The organism is Blastococcus sp. SYSU DS0669, assembly GCF_054050895.1.
This window is the reverse complement of the sequence record NZ_JBJHAE010000012.1, coordinates 38200-57564: the sequence shown is the minus strand read 5'-3', so window position 1 is coordinate 57564 and position 19365 is coordinate 38200. Positions and strand designations below refer to the sequence as shown.

20 protein-coding genes are annotated in these 19365 nt (G+C 75.7%); 12 read left to right on the top strand and 8 right to left on the bottom strand.

Annotated features, from left to right (window positions below; genetic code table 11):
- The first annotated feature begins 28 nt into the window (after positions 1-28).
- The 7 genes from ACI792_RS13355 (at position 29) to ACI792_RS13325 (ending at position 7142) form a co-directional block, all read left to right on the top strand.
- Positions 29-775 carry an ABC transporter permease gene (locus ACI792_RS13355; RefSeq protein ID WP_456603016.1) on the top strand — a complete coding sequence of 249 codons (747 nt, stop codon included), beginning with the start codon at positions 29-31 and terminating at the stop codon, positions 773-775.
- Positions 772-1962 carry an ABC transporter ATP-binding protein gene (locus ACI792_RS13350; RefSeq protein ID WP_456603015.1) on the top strand — a complete coding sequence of 397 codons (1191 nt, stop codon included), beginning with the start codon at positions 772-774 and terminating at the stop codon, positions 1960-1962. Before ACI792_RS13355 ends, ACI792_RS13350 begins: the two co-directional genes overlap by 4 nt.
- A 38-nt stretch (positions 1963-2000) precedes the next feature.
- Positions 2001-3221, top strand: coding sequence for a glycosyltransferase family 2 protein (locus tag ACI792_RS13345; protein WP_456603014.1), 1221 nt, complete (start codon positions 2001-2003; stop codon positions 3219-3221).
- A gap of 38 nt (positions 3222-3259) precedes the next feature.
- Entirely contained in the window at positions 3260-4183 is a 924-nt protein-coding gene (locus ACI792_RS13340; protein WP_456603013.1) for a glycosyltransferase family 2 protein, read from the top strand.
- Positions 4150-5118, top strand: a complete 969-nt coding sequence (locus ACI792_RS13335) for a glycosyltransferase family 2 protein (protein WP_456603012.1) — start codon at positions 4150-4152, stop codon at positions 5116-5118. The genes ACI792_RS13340 and ACI792_RS13335 overlap by 34 nt, the downstream gene beginning before the upstream one ends.
- 364 nt (positions 5119-5482) lie before the next feature.
- Positions 5483-6946, top strand: a complete 1464-nt coding sequence (locus tag ACI792_RS13330; RefSeq protein ID WP_456603011.1) for a hypothetical protein — start codon at positions 5483-5485, stop codon at positions 6944-6946.
- Positions 6947-6992: 46 nt separating this feature from the next.
- The gene (locus ACI792_RS13325; RefSeq protein WP_456603010.1) at positions 6993-7142 is read left to right on the top strand and encodes a hypothetical protein; all 150 of its coding nucleotides are present in this window, start codon (positions 6993-6995) and stop codon (positions 7140-7142) included.
- On the opposite strand, the gene ACI792_RS13320 is transcribed toward ACI792_RS13325, so the two are convergent.
- On the bottom strand, positions 7139-8176 hold the full coding sequence (locus tag ACI792_RS13320) for an ion channel (RefSeq protein WP_456603009.1): 1038 nt from the start codon (positions 8174-8176) through the stop codon (positions 7139-7141). The genes ACI792_RS13325 and ACI792_RS13320 overlap by 4 nt on opposite strands.
- Positions 8177-8334: 158 nt before the next feature.
- Between ACI792_RS13320 and ACI792_RS13315 the strand changes: the two genes are divergently transcribed.
- A complete protein-coding gene (locus ACI792_RS13315) occupies positions 8335-9522 on the top strand; it encodes an acyl-CoA dehydrogenase family protein (RefSeq protein WP_456603008.1) in 1188 nt (395 codons plus the stop codon).
- A gap of 16 nt (positions 9523-9538) precedes the next feature.
- Here ACI792_RS13315 and ACI792_RS13310 read toward each other — a convergent pair whose 3' ends face one another.
- Positions 9539-9799, bottom strand: a complete 261-nt coding sequence (locus ACI792_RS13310; protein ID WP_456603007.1) for a hypothetical protein — start codon at positions 9797-9799, stop codon at positions 9539-9541.
- A gap of 152 nt (positions 9800-9951) precedes the next feature.
- Here ACI792_RS13310 and ACI792_RS13305 point away from each other — a divergent pair, with 152 nt between their 5' ends.
- Positions 9952-10257: a hypothetical protein gene (locus ACI792_RS13305; RefSeq protein ID WP_456582396.1), complete on the top strand. Its 306-nt coding sequence runs from the start codon at positions 9952-9954 to the stop codon at positions 10255-10257.
- Positions 10258-10286: 29 nt separating this feature from the next.
- Positions 10287-11063, top strand: coding sequence for an esterase/lipase family protein (locus tag ACI792_RS13300; protein WP_456603006.1), 777 nt, complete (start codon positions 10287-10289; stop codon positions 11061-11063).
- 44 nt (positions 11064-11107) lie between these two features.
- Here the strand turns inward: ACI792_RS13300 and ACI792_RS13295 are convergent, their stop codons facing one another.
- Positions 11108-12043, bottom strand: a complete 936-nt coding sequence (locus tag ACI792_RS13295; protein WP_456603005.1) for an alpha/beta hydrolase — start codon at positions 12041-12043, stop codon at positions 11108-11110.
- Between the two features lie 44 nt (positions 12044-12087).
- Complete coding sequence (locus tag ACI792_RS13290) at positions 12088-13587, bottom strand: flavin-containing monooxygenase (RefSeq protein WP_456582393.1); 1500 nt, start codon at positions 13585-13587, stop codon at positions 12088-12090.
- A 90-nt stretch (positions 13588-13677) separates the two neighbouring features.
- On the opposite strand from ACI792_RS13290, the gene ACI792_RS13285 reads away from it, so the two are divergent.
- The gene (locus ACI792_RS13285; protein WP_456603004.1) at positions 13678-14703 is read left to right on the top strand and encodes an AraC family transcriptional regulator; all 1026 of its coding nucleotides are present in this window, start codon (positions 13678-13680) and stop codon (positions 14701-14703) included.
- A 13-nt stretch (positions 14704-14716) separates the two neighbouring features.
- Here ACI792_RS13285 and ACI792_RS13280 read toward each other — a convergent pair whose 3' ends face one another.
- The 4 genes from ACI792_RS13280 to ACI792_RS13265 all read right to left on the bottom strand — a co-directional run bounded on the left by ACI792_RS13280 (position 14717) and on the right by ACI792_RS13265 (position 18272).
- Positions 14717-15511 (bottom strand): adenosylcobinamide-GDP ribazoletransferase, encoded by a 795-nt coding sequence (locus ACI792_RS13280; RefSeq protein ID WP_456603003.1) that lies wholly within the window; start codon positions 15509-15511, stop codon positions 14717-14719.
- The gene (locus tag ACI792_RS13275) at positions 15508-16053 is read right to left on the bottom strand and encodes a bifunctional adenosylcobinamide kinase/adenosylcobinamide-phosphate guanylyltransferase (protein WP_456603002.1); all 546 of its coding nucleotides are present in this window, start codon (positions 16051-16053) and stop codon (positions 15508-15510) included. The genes ACI792_RS13280 and ACI792_RS13275 overlap by 4 nt, the downstream gene beginning before the upstream one ends.
- Complete coding sequence (gene bluB / locus ACI792_RS13270) at positions 16050-17744, bottom strand: 5,6-dimethylbenzimidazole synthase (RefSeq protein ID WP_456603001.1); 1695 nt, start codon at positions 17742-17744, stop codon at positions 16050-16052. Before bluB ends, ACI792_RS13275 begins: the two co-directional genes overlap by 4 nt.
- Positions 17745-17828: 84 nt before the next feature.
- Positions 17829-18272: a MarR family winged helix-turn-helix transcriptional regulator gene (locus tag ACI792_RS13265; RefSeq protein WP_456603000.1), complete on the bottom strand. Its 444-nt coding sequence runs from the start codon at positions 18270-18272 to the stop codon at positions 17829-17831.
- A 21-nt stretch (positions 18273-18293) separates the two neighbouring features.
- Here ACI792_RS13265 and ACI792_RS13260 point away from each other — a divergent pair, with 21 nt between their 5' ends.
- Positions 18294-19337 (top strand): ABC transporter substrate-binding protein, encoded by a 1044-nt coding sequence (locus tag ACI792_RS13260; protein WP_456602999.1) that lies wholly within the window; start codon positions 18294-18296, stop codon positions 19335-19337.
- Positions 19338-19365: the final 28 nt, after the last annotated feature.

The following is a 19365-nucleotide window of genomic DNA, read 5'->3' as shown; positions in this document are numbered from 1 at the left end:
GCCGCGCACCCAGAGGTTGCGGCGCACCGTGCAGGTGGTCCTGCACCTGACCGCGCGCGAGTTCCGCATCCGCTACCAGGCCGCCTTCCTCGGCTGGTTGTGGGCGCTGGCCCCCGCCGTCGCCCGGTTCCTCGTCCTCGGGCTGGTGTTCTCCGCGCTCTTCTCCGGCGGTGGGCCGGACTACCTGGCCGAGCTGGCGGTCGGGGTCCTCGCCTGGAACTGGTTCAACGCGGGCGTGTCCAACGCCTCCACCAGCGCCGTCGACCGCAGGGACCTGCTCGGGCACCCGACGCTGCCGCGGCAGGCCGTGCCCACGATCAGCCTCCTCACCGACGCCTTCGACTACCTCGCCGGCCTGCCGGTGCTGCTCCTGGTGGTCTGGATCGACACCGGGCGCCTCCCGGTGACCGCGTTCCTGCTCGCCTTCCTGCTCGTCCTGCAAGGCCTGCTCATGCTCGGCATCGGGATGGCCGCCTCCGTGGCCGACGTCCGCTGGCGGGACGCCCGCCTGGCGGTCCAGCTGGTGCTCTCCGTGGGCTTCTTCCTGACCCCGGTCTTCTACACCGCCCAGGCGGTCACCGACGACCTCCTGCAGACCCTGATCGACTGGAACCCCGTCGCCGCGCTCATCACCGCGCAGCGGCAGGTGCTGGTGGACGGCACGGTGCCCGGCGCGGCGCAGATGCTCGTGGTCACCGCCGTCTGCGCCGGGGTCTTCGTCCTCGGCTGGGCCCTGCACACGCGCACCTCCGCGAACTTCCTGGACCACCTGTGAGCGAGCCGGTCCTGGTGCTCGAGGGGGTGGGGAAGCGCTACCGCCGGGGCGGGGCGGCGACGCTGCGCCAGCGGTTCACCGGAAGCGCCGGCCGGAGCCGGTGGGAACCGGTTCTCCGGGACGTCGACCTGACGCTCCGGCCGGGGGAGGTCGTCGGGGTCGTCGGCCGCAACGGCGGGGGGAAGTCCACGCTGCTCCGGATCGCGGCGGGGCTGACGAAGCCATCGAGCGGGACGATCCACCGCCACGCCGCCGTCTCCGGCCTGCTGACGCTCAACGCCTCGGCCAACGACGAGCTCTCCGGCGCCGACAACGCCGTCACGGCGGCGGTGCTGGCCGGGCTCAGCCCCCGGCAGGCCCGCGGCCGCCTCGACGACATCGCCGAGTTCGCCGAGCTGGACGAGGCGACCCTGCGTGAGCCGCTGCGGACCTACAGCGACGGCATGAAGCTGCGCCTCGCGTTCGCGGCGGCCGCCGTCACCGACCCGGAGCTGCTGCTCATCGACGAGGTGCTCGCGGTGGGCGACATCGCCTTCCAGGAGAAGTGCCTGACGCACGTGGAGCGGCTCCAGGGGCGGGGCTGCGCCCTGCTCGTCGCCTCGCACGTCATGGGCCAGCTCCGCCGCCTCGCGACGGACGTCGTCTGGCTGCGCGCCGGGACGGTGCACGCCCGCGGCCCCGCCGCGGAGGTCCTGGACGCCTACGAACGCTCGCTGGACGAGCGGGCGGGACCCACCCAGGAGCTGCCCGACGGCGGCTATCGCAAGGGGGACGGGCGCGTGCTCGTCACGGGGATCTCCTGCACCGGGGCCCAGGACGCCCCGGCCGGCGCCACGGTGCTCGGTGGAGGCTTGACCGTCCGCATCCGGTACCGCACGGTCGACGACGCGGTGAGCAGCGCGCTGTTCAGCGTCTCGCTGCGCCGGGTGGGGACCGACGCCCCGATCGTCGACCTGACCACCGAGGCGAGCCGGGCCGGTTCGGTCCCGCTGGCCGGGACGGGCGAGGTCACGCTGACCCTCGACCGGGTGGACCTGGAGCCCGGCGCCTACTGGGTCGACGCGGGTATCTACTCCCCCGACTGGGAGGTGCCCCACGACTACCGCTGGGACAGCGTGAAGGTGCTGGTGCTCGGCACCACGACCAGCGGCTCCGTGCAGCCGCCGCACCGGTGGAGCGCCACGTGACCGGGGGACCGGGCAGGGACGGGGGAAGAGGAGCACTCATGGGTTTCCTGGGCAGACGTGCCACCGGTAGGACCGGCCGAGCCGCGGACGGCGGCTTCGCGGAGGTCGTCCACGTGCTCTTCGACGACCGCGGGCGGGTGCCGACCGGCGACTGGGCCGGACGGCTCACCCTGCTGGTCCTCTGGGCCGGGGACCGGCCGGTGGCCCAGAAGTGGGTGGCGCCCGCGGACGATCCCGAGGCGGCCCTCCGAGACCTGTTCTCGTCGGCCGCGCCGGTGCCCGCACCGGAGGCCCCGGCCGCGCGGCCGACCCCGACGGTCAGCGTGGTCATCTGCACGCGTGACCGGCCGGAGGAGCTCGCCCGCTGCCTGGCCAGCCTCCCGCGGCAGAGCCACCCGCCGGACGAGGTCATCGTGGTGGACAACGCCTCCACGGGGCCGCGGACGCGGGAAGTGGCCGTCGCCGCGGGGGTCCACTACGTGCGCGAGGACCGCCCCGGGCTCGACATCGCCCGCAACACGGGGCTGCTGGCGGCCCGGTCGGACCTGATCGCCTACACCGACGACGACACCGAGCTGCACCCGCGCTGGCTGGAGCGGCTGGTGGCCGCCTTCGAGGACGACGAGGAGGTGTTGGCCGTCACCGGGCTGGTGCTGCCGGCCGAGCTCGACACGGAGGCGCAGTGGATCTTCGAGTCCCGATGGGGCTTCGGCCGGGGGTTCATGCGGATCGACTTCGGGCCGGACTTCTACCGCGCGAAGCGCCCCTACGGCTGCCCCGCCTGGGAGATCGGCGCCGGCGCCAACATGGCCTTCCGCCGCTCCGTCGTCGACGAGGTGGGTCTGTTCGACGAGCGGCTGGACGTCGGCGCCGCCGGGTGCTCGGGCGACTCCGAGTACTGGTACCGCATCCTGGCCGCCGGCCGGACCTGCCGATACGAGCCCTCGGCGGTGGTCTTCCACCACCACCGCGCCGGCATGGCCGGGCTCCGGAGCCAGATCTTCCACTACATGCGCGGCCACGTCACCGCACTGCTCGTGCAGTACGAGCGCACGGGTGATCTCGGCAACCTGCGGCGCGCCTTCCTGAGCCTGCCCTCCTACTACCTGCGCAGGAGCGTGCGGCGCGTGACGAGGGGGCGGGAACCCGGCGACCGCGTCTTCGGACGCGAGGTCAGCGGGGCGCTCGCGGGTGTCGTGTTCTACCTCCGCAACCGGCGTACCCGCACGCGGCCGGCCGCGGTCGGGGGCCCGAGGTGAGCGGCGGGCACGACCGGAGTGACGACGCGGTGACGGTGGTGATCCCGACGCGCGACCGTCGTCGGCTGGTCCTCCGCGCCATCGACTCCGTCCTGCGGCAGCGGGAGGTGCAGGCCGAGGTCGTCGTCGTCGACGACGGGAGCCAGGACGGGACGGCGGACGCGGTCGAGGGCCTCGCCCACCCCCGTGTCCGGCTGGTGAGGCACGAGCGGAGCAGGGGCGTGTCGGGTGCCCGCAACGCCGGGCTGGCCGAGGTCCGGACGCCGTGGGTCGCCTTCCTGGACGACGATGACCTGTGGGCGCCGGGCAAGTTGCGCGCCCAGCTCGCGGCCCTGCGCGCGGTCCCCGGGGCGCTGTGGTCCTGCGTGGGGGCGCTCCACGTCGACGGCGACCTCCGGGCGACGGAGTACGCCCCGGCCCCGGCCTCCGGGCGGCTCCTCGGGGAGCTGTCGCGCCGCCCGGCCGTTCCGGGGGGCGGTTCCGGAGTCCTCGTCCGCACCACGGAGGCGAGGGACGTGGGCGGCTTCGACGAGGAGCTGTCCATCCTGGCCGACTGGGACTTCTACGTCCGTCTGGGTGCCGGCTCGCCCGTCGCCGCGGTCGACCAGCCGCTGCTGGCCTACTACGTGCACTCCGACAGCATGTACCACGACCCGGACGGGGTGGTCCGGGAGCTGACCCGTCTCCGGCACAAGCACCGCGACCTCGCCGGTGGCGAGCGGTTCGACCCGGACCTGGCGCACTGGTACGTCCGGGTGGCACGGATGGCCCAGTTGCTGGGTGCCCCCGGCACGGCGGTCCGGCTGCTGGGCAGAGGCGTGGCGGAGGCCGGCATCGTCCCCGTGAGCCGGCAGCTGGCCCGCCGCCTCACCGGCCAGCTGGGCAGCGACGCGCGCGGGGTCGGTGCGGCCCCCGCGCCGCCGCCCGAATGGCTGGCCGCGTACGCCGGCTGGGCACGATGACGACGGGGCCCGCCGTCACGGTCGTCATCCCCACACGGAACCGCCTGGACCTCGTCCGCCGGAGCGTGTCGTCGGCTCTTGCCCAGGACGGTGTCCCGGTGGACGTCGTGGTCGTGGACGACGGGAGCGACGCCGCCACGGCCGGAGCCCTGGACGCCCTGGCGAGCTGCCGGGTGCGGATCATCCACCACCCCGCGAGCCTGGGTGTGTCCCGGGCGCGGAACGCGGGGATCGCCGTGGCCAGGACGGCGTGGGTGGCCCTCTGCGACGACGACGACTACTGGGCCCCGGACAAGCTGCGCAGCCAGCTCGAGGCCCTGGCCGCCGCGCCGGGAGCCGGCTGGTCCTCCGTCGGGGCGGTGCACGTGGACGACGCCTTCCGCCCCCTGCACTGGCACGAGCCACCGACGCCCGAGACGACGCCCTCCGTGCTGGCGCGCACCGGCGGCATCCCCGGCGGTGGGTCCGGCGTCCTGGCGGCGACCGCCCTCGCCCGGCAGGTCGGTGGGTTCGACCCAGCGCTCAGCATCCTCGCCGACTGGGACTTCTACTACCGGCTCGCCCTGGCCGCACCGGTTGCGCCGGTGAACAGGCCGCTCGTCGGCTACTACCGGCACTCCGACAGCATGTTCCACGACCCGGTCGGGTTGGACCGGGAGCTCGTGGCCATCGAGCGGAAGTACCGCACCGGTGCGGCACCCATGGACCTCGACCACACCAGCTGGGCGGTGCAGCTGCTGCTGATGGCCGTCCGGTCCCGGGATCCCCGCGTGGTGGCGAAGATCCTGCGCAGCCGGGTGCTGCGGCAGGCCCGGAAGCCCGCCCTCGCCCGTGCCGCCATCGCCCGCGTGCGCGCGGGGGCGGACAAGGACCGGCGGCACTGCCCGTCCGCCTGGTCGGGCGAATCGCTGGAGTGGGTGACGTGGACGGTCTGACCGAGCACCGCTGACCACGGATTACCCGGAGGTGCCGCTGCCCGGGCGCCGACCGGCCAGACCGGGGGGACGTGCCGACCCCCAAGAGTGGGTGAACGGATCGGTTCCGACTCCGGACCAGCTCCGGGACGCCGTGCCGCCGGTTAGCGTTCGACCGCTCCTCCCCGGATGTTCCCCCGGCTCGCAGACCCTGGCGGTGATGACGATGACCACCTCGCCCCCGCCGGCGCCTGGAGCCGATCCGGGCGGCGACCCGCGGTCCGTCTCCCCTGCCCCCGGAGCCGGCTGCGGGCCACGGCGACCGACGCCGTTCCCGCGCGATCCCTCCGCCGCCCGGCCGGTGGCACCGCCGGTGCGCCGGCGCGTGGTCCCGGCTCGGTCGGCACCACGGCCGTCGCCGCCGGCCCGGTACCAGGCCCAGCTGCTGGCCCGCCGCCGGCTGCGTGCGCTGGCCGCCATGACCGGCGGCGTGGGCTCCGCGGCCCTGCTCGCCCTGACCGGGTTCGGGGCACCGGTGCCGGTGGCCGGCGCCGTGGAGGTGGCAGCCGACGACCGGGTGGACCCGCAGGCCTGGGTCCTGCCCGAGGGCGCCGGCATGGGGCCGCTGGTGATCCCGACCATCGGTGCGCTCCCCCCCGGCTCCGCCGACTGGTTCCTCCCTGGCGCGCCCGCCGCGGCCGCCCCCGTCGCCGATTCCCCCGCCGTCTCCGTCAGCTCCGTCCGGAAGGTGGTGTCATCGGCCGAGCGCGCCCTCGACGCCGCCGTCGACGCCGCCCTCGACGCCGAACTCGACCTCGACTCGGGCCCCGGCCCCTCCGCGGCGCCGGCGGCGCCCACGACCGCGCCGCCCCCGTCCGCGGCGGACCGCGGTGAGTCCCGGGACCAGGCCGTCGCGCCGCCCACCCACCCGGCACCGCCCGCCGGGTCCACGGCCCCGGCGACGACCCTGCCGCCGTCCGGACCGTCCTCCTCGGTACAGCCCTCCCCGGCGACCACCCCACCGGCGACGACCCTGCCGCCGTCCGGACCGTCCTCCTCGGTGCAGCCCTCCCCGGCGACCACCCCACCGGCGACCACCCCACCGGCGACGACCCTGCCGCCGTCCGGACCGTCCTCCTCGGTGCAGCCCTCCCCGGCGACCACCCCACCGGCGACCACCCTGCCGCCCGCGAACCCCTCACCCACGGAGCCGACCCCCGCGGCCCCCTCACCCGCCGTCCCTACACCCGCCGTCCCGACGCCCACGGACCCGACACCCGCGGCCCCCTCACCGGCCGACCCGACGCCCACCGACCCACCCCCGGTGGAGCCACCCCCGGCCGCGGAGCCGCCGCCTGTCGAGGAGCCGCCGCCTGTCGAGGAGCCGCCGCCACCCGCCGTGGAGCCGCCGCCCGCCGAGCCGGTCGAGCCGGCGCCGGTGGAGCCGCCGCCGGTCGTGATCGTCCCGGGATCCGCCGTGGACGTGCCCGACCCCGCAGGCGGTTCCGCCCTCACCGTCACCGTGGAACACGTCCTCGCGGGCGCGTCCTGCGCCGACAGCTCCGTCGTCGCGGGCATCGGCACGCTGGTGGCCGTCCGCATCACGGTGACCACCGGCGCCGACCTGGCCCCCCTGGGTGGGGAGCGCAGCGTGGGGCCCGGCGACTTCCGCCTGGTGGGGGACGACGGGAGCGTGGCCACCGGCGGCGCACCCGCCGGCTCCTGCGACACCGGTGCGGCGGCCTTCCCGGGCGGTCCGCTGGCGCCGTCCTCCGCAGTCACCGGCACCGTGGTGCTGGACGTGCCGGCGCGGTCGGGCACCGTGGTCTTCCGCCCGGCCTGGCTGTGAGCCTGGTGAGGCAGCGGGCCGGGGTGCGCTGCGGCAGGGTGGGGGCATGACGACGCCGGAGCCCGAGACGCCGCAGCCCCGCGACATCGCCCTGGAGCAGGAGTCGCCCGAGATGGCGGCGTCCCTGGAGGCGCAGAGCGCCCCGCGCGAGGCGCCGCAGGGCGACGAGGGGGACCTCGAGGGCCACCCCTCCTAGGCCTGGGAGCGGGCCCCGCCGGTGAGCTGCCGGGCGGGGATGCGGCCCTCGGCCACGTAGTACAGCGTCGTCCCGGCTTCCAGCGGGGTGTCCCACGTCGGGCTGACCGCGAGCCCCTGGGGGCCGCGCACCGCGAGCACGGTCGCGCCGAAGGTCGCGCCGAAGTGGCGCTGGCACTCGCCGAACGTGCCGTGCGGGAAGCCCCGCGGCACCGTCAGCGAGTAGGTGTTGCGCCCGCCGTGGGTCATCAGCTCGCTGTAGACCTGGGTGATCCCGGGGTCGTTCGCCTCCTCGGTCAGCAGCGAGGGCATGTGCCACTGCACGGCCTGCACCCCGGCGCTGACGTAGCTCAGCGTCTCCCGCCGCTCGAGGTCGCGCAGGGCGGCGACGAGGTGGACCCCCGGCCGGGCGTGCTCGACGGCGACCGCGACGGCGAGCGTCTCGTTGTCGTCCCGGGCGTCGATGACCACCGTCCGCGCCGCCGGCACGCACGCCCGCCGCATGACGTCCTCGTGGGTGAGGTCGCCGCGGACGAAGTGCACCGCCGGCACGTCGGGCATCGGGTTCTCGCCGACCTCGTCCCAGGCGCAGAGCACCACCTGGGTCCGCCCCTCGGCGGTGAGCTCGGCGACGATCCGCTCGGTGCGCCCGGGCCAGTAGCCCAGCAGCACCACGTGGTCGGACATGTCCAGGGGGACCACACCTCTCAGACGCCGGCCCCGCAGCGACTGCAGGGCCTCGGACAGCTGGGTGAACAGCAGGGTCAGGGTGACGATGCCGCCCACGATCACGTAGGCGCCGATCAACCGGCCGCCGGTCGAGCTCGGGAAGACGTCGCCGTAGCCCACGGTCGCGGCGGTGACGAGGAAGTACCACCAGTAGGTGCCCGGCGCGGTGATCCCGCTGTCCGCCGGCTCGACCAGCGCCATCGCCAGCCAGCTGGAGAGGAAGACGAACGCCGCGACGGCGAGCGGCAGCCGCCAGCCGCTCAGGCGCAGCCGGACGAACCGGGCGAAGTGGACGAAGAACGGCAACGGAGCTCCTGGGGCGGGAACCGGGACGACGCAAGCTACCGCGGCAGGCCCCCTCCCAGCACCGCGCCGATCGGTCCGGCCGGCGCCTCTGCCGGTCGATGCGTGATAGCACGCTGCACGAGGGGCAGCATCCGCCGGTTCGCCGTACGTTCGGGGTCGTGACCGTCGACAGCCCAGACTTCTACGCCATCGAGGACCTGCTCGAGCCCGCCGAGATCGAGCTCCGCGACCGGGTGCGCGCCTTCTGCGACGCCGAGGTCACACCGCACATCAACGACTACTGGGAGCGCGCGGACTTCCCGTTCGAGATGGCGCAGAAGCTCGCGGGGGTGGGGGTCGTCGGCGGCACCATCGAGGGTTACGGGTGCCCGGGGATGAGCAACGTCGCCGCGGGCCTCGTCGCCGCCGAGCTCGCCCGCGCCGACGGCAGCATCGGCACCTTCAACGGGGTGCACAGCTTCCTCGCGATGCAGTCGATCGCCGTGCTCGGCGACGAGGAGCAGCGGGAGCGCTGGCTGCCGGAGATGGCGCGGCTGGAGAAGATCGGCGCCTTCGGCCTCACGGAGCCCGCGCACGGCTCGGACGCCGTCGCCCTGGAGACCTCGGCCCGCCGCGACGGCGACGCCTACGTGCTGAACGGGCAGAAGAAGTGGATCGGCAACGGCTCGATCGCCGACTACGTGATCATCTGGGCCCGCGGTGAGGACGGCGCGGTGGGCGGCTACGTGGTGGAGAAGGGCACGCCGGGCTACGAGGCCACCGTCATGACCGGCAAGACGGCGCTGCGGGCGGTGTGGCAGGCGGAGATCACGCTGACCGACGTCCGGGTGCCGGCGGAGAACAAGCTGGCCAACTGCCACTCCTTCAAGGACGTCTCCCAGATGCTCGACCGGACCCGGTACACCGTGGCCTGGCGGGCGCTGGGGCTGGCGACGGCGTCCTACGAGCTCGCGCTGGCCCATGCGCTGCGGCGGGAGCAGTTCGGCCAGCCGATCGCGGGGTTCCAGCTGGTCCAGGACAAGCTCGCGCGGATGCTCGCCGAGATCACCTCGATGCAGCTGATGTGCTGGCGGCTGTCCAAGCTCGCCGACTCCGGCCGGATGACCGCGGCCATGGCGTCGCTGGCCAAGATGAACCACGCGGCCAAGGCCCGGGCGATCGTCGCCGACGCCCGCGACATCCTCGGTGGTGACGGCATCCTCCTGGACCACCACATCGCCCGGCACCACGCCGACATGGAGGCGATCTTCACCTTCGAGGGCACCGACTCGGTGCAGGCGCTGATCGTCGGGCGGGCGATCACCGGGCTGTCCGCGATCAGCGGCCGGAAGCCCGAGAAGCGCTGAGCCGGCCGGCCGGGGGTCAGCGGGCGGAGGTCAGCCGGCTGTCGACGGCGGTGATGCGCGCGCACTCGGGGCAGCCGGTGCGGCCGACGCCGACGCGCTCCCACCTCTGCGAGCCCCAGACCTGGACGATGGCGCCGCAGACGGCCAGCTCGACCTCGCCGTCCAGCTCGGCCGGCGGGCGGTGCGCCTCGACGGCGTGCCACGGGTAGCTCTGCTCGGTCCGCTGCCCGGCCGACCAGCGGTCGGGTCGGGCGAATCCCACGGCGTACGTGTCCACGGGTCACACGTGCCCCAGATCACTCCCGCTCAATCCCCTCGATCGGGCGAACACGGCTCCGGTTCGGGCGCAACGCGAGGCCCGACCCGCACGCCGGTGCGGGCGGCCCGCGCGCGCTACCGTCGGAGGCCTCGCGCGGGAGGTGCACGCAGATGGATCCGATCAGCCTGCTGGTGGGCGCCGGGCTGCTGGGCGCCGGCTTCCTCGCCGGCCGGATGGGCCGCCGCCGGGGCAGCGCCCCGCCGCCACCGGTCACGCCGCTGTGCGGCTGCGGGCACACCCTGAGCCAGCACGACACCGGGACCAACACCTGCTACGCCGAGCTGCGCCGGGACACCTACGACAAGCGCGGCCGCTGGTCCGGGCACAGCTGGGTGCCGTGCACCTGCCGCCAGTACGTCGGCCCGCGGCCGATCGACGAGGTGTTCGTGCCCCGGGTGCTCCCACCGGGCGACTGACACCTGCGCCTCGCGGGCATGCAGGTCGGGTGAGCACTCCGTCCGGGCGCCCCCGCGCCGCCCGCACCGACGACCTGCTGGCCCTCACCGAGCCCGTCCGCGCCGTGATGAGCGCGGGTGCGCTCGCCGCCGGCACCCCGCTGCTGCGGTGGGCCCCGCGCGGCGAGCCGCACCCGGTCGTCGTCCTGCCGGGGTGGCTGGCCTCCGACGTCTCCACCCGGACGCTGCGCCGCTGGCTGGGCCGCCTCGGCTACCCGGCCGTCGGCTGGGACCTCGGCCGCAACCACGGGCCGCGGCCGGAGGTCGTGGACGGCGTCCGCGACCTGGTGCGGCGGCTCGCCGACGAGCACGGAGGCCCGGTGAGCATCGTCGGGCAGAGCCTGGGTGGCATCTTCGCCCGCCGGCTGGCCGAGCGCTCGCCCCGTCTGGTGCGGCAGGTGGTCTCACTCGGCTCCCCGTTCGCCGCCGTGACCTCCCGGGCGCGCCCTGCCGGCACGCGCGCCGGCACCTACGGCGAGCTGCGACGGCTGCGGGCGGTGCAGGACGTGCGCCCCGCCCGGCCGCTGCCGGTGCCGAGCACCTCGGTCTACTCGCGGTGGGACGGCGTCGTCGACTGGCGCACCTGCCTCCAGCAGGAGGGACCGACCAGCGAGAACGTCGCCGTGCACGCGAGCCACCTGGGCATGGGGGTGGACCCGGCCGTGCTGTGGATCGTCGCCGACCGGCTGGCGCAGCCCCAGGACGCCTGGCGGCCGTTCCAGCGGCCCACGCGCCTGGGCCTGCGGGCGCTGTTCCCGGAGGCGTGAGGAGCGCGGCGGAACCGGGACAGGGGTTCCGCCGCGTCGTCCCCTCAGCGGTGCAGCAGCTCCCCGAACCGGGCGCAGGACTCCTCGATCGCCTTGTGGGCGGCCGGCGAGATCGTCCCCATGTCGAAGAAGCCGTGGATCATGCCGTCGTAGCGGAGGACCTCGGCGGTCACGCCCGCCGCGCGCAGCGCCTCGCCGTACGCCTCGCCCTCGTCGCGCAGCGGGTCGTACTCGGCCGTGACGACGACCGCGGGCGGGAGCCCGGAGAGGTCCCCGTGGTGCAGCGGCGACAGCCGCGGGTCCATGGCGTCGTCCCAGCCCTCGGCGTAGTGCCCGTAGAACCAGTCCATGGTGTCCTTCTCGAGGAAGTAGCCCTTGGCGTTCTCGATCCGCGACGGGTACTCGCCCTCGGCGTCGACCGCCGGGTAGATGAGGAACTGGGCGGTCATCGGCGTGCCGTCGGCGTGCAGGGCCTGCGCGACGACCGCGGAGAGGTTGCCCCCGGCGCTGTCGCCGGCGACGCCGAGCCGCTGGTCGCCGCCGAACTGGTCCAGGTGGGCGGCGATCCAGCGGGCGGCCGCCACGGCGTCGTCCACCGCCGCCGGGAACGGGTGCTCCGGGGCGAGCCGGTAGTCGACGGCGACGACGACGGCGCCGCTGCCCCGGCAGACGTTGCGGGCCATGTTGTCGTGGGTGTCCAGGTCGCCGATCACCCAGCCGCCGCCGTGGAAGAACACGACCGTGGGGAACGGCCCCTGACCCTCGGGGCGGTAGACGCGGGCCTTCAGGTCGCCCTCGGCACCGGGAACGGTCCGGTCCTCCGTGCTGGCCACCGGCACCAGCTGCTCGGGGGTGCGCGCGCCGTGGGTGAGCGCCAGGTAGAGCGCCCGCCCGGCCTCGGGGGTGCCTTCGTACATGGGCGGCAGCCCGGCCTCCTCCATCATGGTCAGCATCGCGGCGATGTGCGGGTCGACGGGCACGTGGTCTCCAGATCTGTGCGGGTGGGAGTGGGCGGGGCGGGCGGTCAGCGGTAGACCAGCGACCCGTCGTCGAGGTCGACGGCAGGCAGCGCCGTCCGTTCGTGGGCGTACTCCAGCAGGTGGGTCCACGGCTCGCGGTCCCCCTGCTTGAACATGCGGTCCACCGAGCGCATGACGTAGCCGGAGTTGAAGTTCTCCGGATCGGCCCAGGGCCGCAGCGGCATGTCCGCGTCCTCGGGGCGCAGCGTGGGGACGACGACGGAGGCGCCGCGTTCCTCCAGGTGCGCCAGGAGCCGGCAGACGAGCTCGCTCACCAGGTCGGCCCGCAGCGTCCAGCTCGCGCGGAAGTACCCGAACACGTACGCCATGTTGGGCACGCCGCTGATCATCGTGCCGCGCCAGGTGACCCGTTGGGTGAAGTCCACCGGTTCGCCGTCCACGGTGAACGCGATCCCGCCGAAGAGGCACAGGTCGAACCCGGTGGCGGTCACCACGATGTCGGCCTCCAGCTCCTCGCCCGAGGAGGTGCGGATCCCGGTCTCGGTGAAGGTGTCGATCGTGTCCGTGACGACCGAGGCCTTGCCCTCCCGGATGGCGGTGAACATGTCGCCGTCGGGCAGCAGGGCGAGCCGCTGCTGCCAGGGCCGGTAGGTCGGGCTGAAGTGCTTGGCGATGTCGAAGCCCTCCGGCAGCAGCGGACGCATCGCCTCGATGAGCATCTCGCGCAGCTCGTCAGGCGACTCGAACGACATCCGCGTGATCTCGTCGCCCTCGGCGATGTAGGCGCGGCGGAGGATCTCGTGGGTCCAGTCGTCGGGCACGTCGAGCGCGCGCAGGGTCTCGGCGAGCTCGTGCGTCCGGGGACGGGCGAAGAAGAAGGTCGGGGACCGCTGCAGCATGGTCACGTGCGCGGCGGTCTCCGCCATGGCCGGGACGATCGTCGCCGCGGTCGCGCCCGAGCCGATGACGACGACGCGCTTGCCGGTGTGGTCGAGGTCGTCCGGCCACTGCTGCGGGTGCACCACCACCCCGCGGAAGCGGTCCGTCCCGGGCCACTCCGGCCGGTAGGGCTGCCCGTGGTCGTAGTAGCCCTGGCACATCCACAGGAAGTCGGTGGTGAGGGTCAGCTCCTCGCCGGTGTCCTCGCGGCTGACCCGCACGGTCCACCGCCGCTCGGCCGACGACCAGCTCGCCGAGGTCACGCGGTGCCGGTAGCGGATGCTCCCGGCCAGGTCGTCCTCGGCGATGACCTCGTCGAGGTAGGACAGGATCTCGGCCGAGGTGGCGATCGAGGCGCCGCGCCAGGGCTTGAACTGGTAGCCGAAGGTGAAGAGGTCGCTGTCCGACCGGACGCCGGGGTAGCGGTGCGTCCACCAGGTGCCGCCCCGGTCGTCGAGGGCGTCGAGGACGGTGAAGGTCCGTCCCGGGAAGCGGTCCTTGAGGTGGTGGGCCGCCCCGATGCCCGAGATCCCGGCACCGACGATGAGCACGTCGACGTGCTCGGTCGTCGACGTCCTGGCGGGTTCCTGCGCGATCGCCGTCATGCGTGATGTCCCCTCCGTGCCCGACCGTGACGTCCGCGAACGTAAGGGCGGGACCGCGGTGTGAGCCATGGCACAATCGGCCGCACCTTGATGATTTCGGCCAACTCCGTCCACGCCGCGGCCCGGGGCACCGGCAGCGCGGCGCTGCTGTGCGCGCTCGCGGAGGAGCACGGCCTGGACCGGGCCGACCTGCTCGCGGCGGCCGGCGTCACCGAGGCGCAGCTCCGCGACCCGGCGGCGGAGATCAGCGCCGAGCAGGAGGTCCGGCTGGTGGCGGCCCTGGTCGGCGCGCTCCCCGAGGACGGCGGCCTGGCCGCCGGGGTGCGCTACCGGCTGGCCACCTACGGCATCTGGGGCTTCGCCCTGCTCTCCAGCCGCACGCTGCGGGAGGGGCACGAGGTGGCCATGCGCTTCCTCGACCTGACCTACGCGCTCACCCGGATCAGCGCGCACGAGGAGGACGGCGAGCTCCTGCTCTTCTTCGACGACCTCGAGCTGCCCGACCCGGTGCGCCGGTTCGTCCTTCTGCGCGACAGCTCGGCGGCCCTGCAGCTGTGGCGGGAGTCCCTGGGCCGGCCGGTCGTGCCGCGCCGGGTGGAGCTGCGGCTGCCCGAGCCCGCCGACCCCGCGCCCTACGCGGAGGCGTTCGGCGTCCCGCCGCGGTTCGCCGCGCCGCGGTCGGTCCTGGTCTTCGACGCCGTGCTGCTCGACCAGCCGCTCCCCCAGGCCGCCCCGCTGACCGCCGCGCTGTGCGAGGCGCAGTGCCGCGAGCTGCTGGAGCGCCGTGTCCACCGCCGGGGGCTCAGCGGCCAGGTGCGGGACGTGCTGCTCCGCCACCCGCAGCGGATGCCCGGCCAGGAGGCGGTCGCGGCCGAGCTGCACATGAGCGTGCGGACGCTGCGGCGCCGCCTGGACGAGGAAGGGACGAGCTTCCGCGCCGTCGTCGACCAGACCCGCAGGCACCTGGCCGAGGAGCTCCTCGCGACCGTCGGGCTGAGCGTGGAGCAGGTCGCCGAGCGCATCGGCTACTCGGAGGCCTCGGCTTTCGTGCACGCCTTCCGGCGGTGGACCGGCGACAGCCCGCGACGGTGGGCCCGATCCGCCGCGCGGGACTGAGAGCTCCGCTCGCTCAGGCCCAGGCGGTCCCGGCGGCCAGCACGACGAGTGCCGTGGTCGTCCCGGTCTCCACGGCGGCGCCGAAGACGTCGCCGGTGACCCCGCCGAGCCGGCGGCCGGCGTGCGCGGTCAGCGCCGCCGCGGCCGCCAGCGCGACCAGCACCGCGGCGACCGCCCAGCCGGCGTCGGCCGGGGAGCCACCCGCCAGCAGCCGCAGCCCGGCCGCGGCGGCGAGGAGCAGCAGCGTCGCCGTCCACCGGACCGCGGGCGTTCCCGCCCCGGCCACCAGGACGCCGAGCGCCGAGCCCGCCGCCGGTGGGCGCGCCGCCGCGTGCAGCACCGCCACCCGGCCGGCCGTCGTCGCCAGGACGACGCAGACCAGGCCTGCGGTCCGCGAGGAGTCGTCCAGCACCGCCCCCAGCGCCGCCACCTGGACCACGAGCAGGCAGACGAGGGCGGCCACCCCGAACGCGCCGACGTCGGGCCGCCGCATGATCGCCAGCGCCTGCTCGGCCGGGCGGCCGCTGCCCAGGCCGTCGGCGAGGTCGGCGGTGCCGTCGAGGTGCAGCCCGCGGGTCAGCAGGGCGAGCGCGCCCACCACCACCGCGGCGGCCAGCAGCGGGGCGCCGCCGTCGCTCCCCCGCCACACCGCCAGCGCCGGCACGAACGCCAGCGCCCCGAGCAGCGCGCCCACCAGCGGTAGCCACCGCAGCACGCCGGCGCCGGGCACGCGGGCCGACGGCGGCACCGGCAGCACGCTGAAGACCCCGAGCGCGGCGAGCGGCCCGCCGCGGGCGGGCCCGGTCACCGGAGCCGTTGCGGGATGCCGGCGGTGACCAGCCACACCCGCTGCGACGCCGCCGCCACCCGCGCGTTGAGGATGCCCAGCTCGTCGCGGTAGCGGCGCCCCGAGACGGTCGCCGGCACGACGCCGGAGCCGACCTCGTTGCTGACCGCGACCACCCGGCGGCGGGTGCCCGTCCAGGCGGCGACGACGTCGTCGACCGCGCGGGCCAGCCGCTCGTCCGCGCCCTGCTCCCCGGTCCAGACCCCGCAGTCGTCCATCGCGCGGGCCAGCCAGGTGGAGAGGCAGTCCACCAGCAGCGGCGGGCCCGCCTCCCCCAGCACGCCGACCAGGTCGACGGTCTCGCGGGTGCGCCAGCTCGCCGGGCGGCGGTCGCGGTGCAGGGCCACGCGGTCGGCCCACTCCGGGTCACCGCCGTCGGCGGGCAGGCCGCAGGCCACGTACTCGACCTGCCCGGCGCGGCCCAGCAGCTGCTCGGCGTGCCGCGACTTGCCCGAGCGCGCCCCCCCGAGCACCAGCGTGCGCCGCGGTCGGCGCAGGCTCACGAGACCCGCCCGGCGGTGCGCCGGGCCCGCAGCGCGGTGAGCAGCAGCTGCGCGGCCAGCGCGGCGCCGACGCCCTCGCCGGCCCGCAGGCGCAGGTCCAGCAGCGGCTCCAGCCCCAGGTCGGTGAGGACGGCGGCGTGCCCGCGCTCGCGGCTGCGCTGGCCGGCGACCAGCGCCGTCTGGGCGGCCGGCTCCAGGCGCACCGCGACGGCGGCGGCCACGGAGGTGACCAGCCCGTCGAGGACCACCGGCGCGCCGGCCGCGGCGGCGCCGAGCGTGACGCCGGTGAGCACCGCGATCTCCGGCCCCCCGAGCGCGGCGAGGAGGGTCATCGGGTCGGCGGAGCCGCGCTCCTCCCGGACCCGGTCCAGGGCACCGCGGACGACGGCGCGCTTGCGGTCGAGCATCGCCGCGTCGGCGCCCGCGCCGAGGCCGACGGCATCGTCGGGGTCGAGCCCCAGCAGGCCGCAGGCGAGGGCGGCGGCCACCGTGGTGTTGCCGATGCCCACCTCGCCCAGGCACACCAGGCCGGCGGCGGCGAGCTCCCGCCCGAGGGCGCGGCCCTCCTCGACCAGCGCCGCCGCCGCGTCGACGGTCAGGGCGTCGGCGGTGAGCAGGTCGCCCTGCGGCCCCGGCGGCACCGCGTGGTGCGCGTGCACCCGCAGCCCGGCCTGGCGGGCGGTCGACGCCCCGAGCGACTCCCCGGTGCGGGTGGCGGCCAGCACGTCGGCGGTCACGGTGAGCGGGTAGGCCGAGACCGCGTGCGCGTGGGCGACGGGGTGGTCGCCGGCGACGACGACCAGCGTGCCGGCGTCCGGCACCGACCCGGGCAGGGCGAGGACGCGGTCGACGGCGCGGTCGAGCACCCCCAGCGACCCGGGGACGGCGAGCAGGTCGTCACCGGTGTCGCGCGCGGCGACCACCGCCTCGGGACGCGGCCCCGCGAGGTGGCTGACGGGGGCGGCCGGGCTGTCGTCGGCCGGCCACCGCTCCCGCAGCACGACGTCCTCGAGGGGGGCGCGGTGGGACCAGCCGTGGCGCACCAGCCCGGGCTCGGGCGGGCGCTCGTCGGGCCAGCCCAGGCAGAGCCAGCCGAGGGTCTGCACCCCCTCCGGCAGGTGCAGCAGCGCGGCGAGGTCGGCCGGCTGGAAGAGCGTCACCCAGCCCATGCCCAGCCCCGAGGCGCGGGCGGCGAGCCACATGTTCTGGATCGCGCAGGCGCAGCTCCACAGGTCGGCGTCCGGGAAGGTCGCCCGGCCCAGCACGCCGGTGGCATGGGTGCGGCGGTCGCAGGCGACGACGACGCCCAGCGGCGCCTCCCGGATGCCCTCGAGCTGCAGGTCCAGCAGCCGCGCGCGGCGGTCGGGCGTCAGCAGCTCGGCCTGGCGCAGCCGCTCGCGGTCGGCGAGCACCGCGGCGCGGTCGCGGGTGCCCTGCTCGGTGACGACGACGAACCGCCAGGGCTGCGAGTGCCCCACCGACGGGGCCCGGTGACCGGCCTCCAGCACCGACCGCAGCAGCTCCGGCGGCACCGGGTCGGGCCGGTAGCGGCGGATGTCCCGGCGGGCCGCGACGACCGCGTGCAGCGCCTCCACCGTCGCGGGGTCCAAGGCCCAGCCCGCGGGATCGGCGGCCCGCTCGGCGGCGTGCGTCTGGTCACCGATCACCGGGACCGGCCGGGGCCAGGTCATGCCAACTCCTCCATCGGTCTCGGGAAGACCCTCGCACGAGGGCAGGAGCGCGCGGACCCCCGTTCCCCGCACGCGTCCGGCGGCTCAGCCCTCCGGGGTGGCCAGCTCGCCCAGCGCCCGGCGCAACCCCTCGACACGGGCAGGGCCCAGGGAGGCGGCCAGCGCCGCCTCGTGCGCCCGCACCAGGCCCTCCCAGCGGCGCAGCCGGTCGCGGCCAGGGCCGGAGAGGTGGACGACGACCTTGCGCCCGTCCTCGGGGTGCGGCAGCCGGTAGGCCAGCGCCTGGTCGACCGCACCGTCCACCAGCCGGGTACAGGTCGGCGCGGGCAGGTGCAGCGCGGTCCCGAGCTCCCCCATCGTGCGCCCGCCGCCGGTGAGCGCCCGGAGCAGCCGGTACCCGTCGAGCGTGCCGCCGTCCTCGGCGAGCGCGGCCGCCACACCGCCGGCCACCCGGCGCTGGGTCACCGTCAGCAGCTCGACCAGGTCGTCTGCGGCGGTTACCGCCTCGACGTCACCGCCCGGGAACATGGGGAGACCATACTTCTCGCCGTGACCGCTGCCAGGCCTCTGCTCGATCCGTGGGAGCTGCTGCTCGCGGGCCCGCGGACCGATGCGCTGCACGTCGGGCTGGCGGTGCCGCTGTCCGGTCCGCTCGCCCTGATCGCGCCCTCGGCCCTGGACCTTGCCGGGCTGGCCGCCGACGAGCTCAACGCGGCCGGCGGCGTGGACGGCCGGGAGGTGCGGCTGGTCGCGGTCGACTCCGGGCGAGCGGCGGAGGTCGTCGCGGCCGAGGCGGCGTCGTTGTTCGCGGCCGGGGCCTTCGACGTCCTCGTCGGGTTCCACACCAGCGACGTGCACCGCGCGCTCGAGCGCGCCCTGCCGCCGGGTGCCCGGTACGTCTTCACCCCGCCGCACGAGGGCGGGCGCCCGCGCCCCGGCGTCCTGCGCACCGGAGCCTCCCCCGCGGGGCAGCACGCCGCGGCGCTCAGCTGGCTCGTCGCGCACCGCCGGGCACGCCGCTGGGTGCTGCTGGGCACCGACTACGTGTGGCCCCGGGCGGTGCACCGGGCCGCCCACCGGGCGCTGGGCGCGGCCGGCGCCCGGGTGGTCGGCGAGGCGCTGGTGCCCTTCGGCCCCACGGACATGGGTCCGCTGCTCGACCTGGTCCGTCGCACCCGGGCCGATGGCGTGCTGCTGAGCATGGTCGGCCGGGACCTGGTGACCTTCAACCGCGAGTTCGCGCGCGCCGGGCTGGACCGGCGGGTGGTGCGGCTCTCCGGGGCGCTGGAGGAGAACGGCCTCTATGCCCTGGGCGGCGACGGCACCGGCGAGCTGTACGCCTGCATGCCCTCGTTCGCCTCGTCCGGTGACGGCCCCGATGAGGCGCAGCTGGACCTTCAGGAGCGTCATGCCCGGCGCTCCGGCCCGTCGGCGCCGGTGGTCTGCGCCTACGCCCGGGCCGTCTACGACGGTGTCCGACTGGCGGTCTCGCCCGCGGGATCGGCGCGGTCCGGCCGCCGCGCACCGGCCGCCCGGCTGGCCCGCGCCGATGGGCTGGCGCTGCGCGAGATCCCGGACCTTCTCACAGCCTGAGACAGATACTTCCATCTGGAAGGAATCG